This window comes from Geodermatophilus africanus, assembly GCF_900107105.1.
In the GTDB taxonomy this organism is placed as follows: domain Bacteria; phylum Actinomycetota; class Actinomycetes; order Mycobacteriales; family Geodermatophilaceae; genus Geodermatophilus; species Geodermatophilus africanus.
In genome coordinates this window covers 1-1,333 of sequence record NZ_FNOT01000052.1, presented here as the reverse complement: position 1 = coordinate 1,333, position 1,333 = coordinate 1, and the positions used below count along the sequence as shown (strand labels likewise).

General features: G+C 72.8%; 1 protein-coding gene. It reads left to right on the top strand.

What is annotated here, in order from left to right:
* The first annotated feature begins 235 nt into the window (after positions 1-235).
* Positions 236-1,315, top strand: a complete 1,080-nt coding sequence (locus BLW63_RS25950; RefSeq protein ID WP_091162523.1) for an IS110 family RNA-guided transposase — start codon at positions 236-238, stop codon at positions 1,313-1,315.
* Positions 1,316-1,333: the final 18 nt, after the last annotated feature.

Genomic DNA, 1,333 nt, shown 5'->3' with positions numbered 1-1,333 from the left:
CGCCTGACAGTGAGGATGTGGGAGAGCCCCGCAGCGGTCGTTCCTGACCCAGCGCCTGACTGACTTCGGGTCTTCAAGCCGATCTGTCGGTTCGGTCCGCTGCGGGGCTCGTTTGCACTCACCGGTCGAGGGTTCGTGACCTCATAGGAGCTTGTGCCAGCAAGCACCCGTCACTGTCTTGTCCGCTCGCTCGGCGGTGCGTGCCGCCCCGACCGGTCAAGTGACAAGGACGGCGATGACCACCATCGCAGAACCATTGCCGACTGCCCAGCCTGCGCCGGTGTTCGGCGGGGTGGACACCCATGCCGACACCCATACCGCCGCGGTCATCGACCCCGCGGGGCGGCTGCTGGCCCATCGCGAGTTCGCCGCGACCCCGGCCGGCTACGGCCAGCTGGCCGACTGGCTGGCCGCGCACGGCCGGGTCCAGCGGGTGGGCGTCGAAGGCACCGGGGTCTACGGCGCCGGTCTGGCCCGCCACCTGGCCGCAGCAGGCATCGAACTGGTCGAGGTCGACCGCCCGGACCGCAAGATGCGCCGGTTCGCCGGCAAGTCCGACCCGATCGACGCCGAGGCCGCCGCCCGGGCCGCGCTCAGCGGCCGGCAGACCGGCACTCCGAAGGCCCGCACCGGCCCGGTCGAGGCCGCCCGGGCCCTGCGGGTGGCCCGCCGCAGCGCCATCGCCGCCCGCGCCGAGGCCCAGACCCAGCTGCGGGCGCTGGTCATCACCGCTCCCGAGCCGTTGCGCGGCCGGCTACGCGCCCTGAGCACCCGCCGGCTGCTGGCCACCTGCGCGGCGCTGCGCCCGGACCCGGCCGCGATCGCCGATCCGGTGCAGGCGACCAAGACCGCGCTGCGCAGCCTGGCCCGTCGCCACGCCCGACTCAGCGAGGAGATCGAGGACCTCGACGCCCTGCTCACCCCGCTGGTGCGCACGATCAACCCCGCTCTGGTCGCCGCCAACGGCGTGGGCACCGATGTCGCCGGGCAGCTGCTGGTCACCGCCGGAGACAACCCCGACCGGCTGCGCTCCGAGCCGGCGTTCGCCGCGCTCTGCGGGGTCTCACCGATCCCGGCCTCCTCCGGGCGCACCCACCGCCACCGGCTCAACCGTGGTGGCGACCGACAAGCCAACGCCGCCATCTACCGCGTCGTGCTCTGCCGGATGCGCTGGGATGCCCGCACCCGCGCCTACGTCCAGCGCCGCACCGAGGAAGGCCTGTCGAAGAAGGACATCATCCGCTGCCTGAAGCGACTCATCGCTCGAGAGCTCTACTACCTGCTCACCGCATCGCCACCGGCCCGAGCCTCTTGACGATCCATAGGAGCATCG

Bases quoted from the DNA above. Each gene is read 5' to 3' on its own strand.
- BLW63_RS25950 (WP_091162523.1), top strand. From the start codon at position 236: ATGACCACCATCGCAGAACCATTGCCGACTGCCCAGCCTGCGCCGGTG.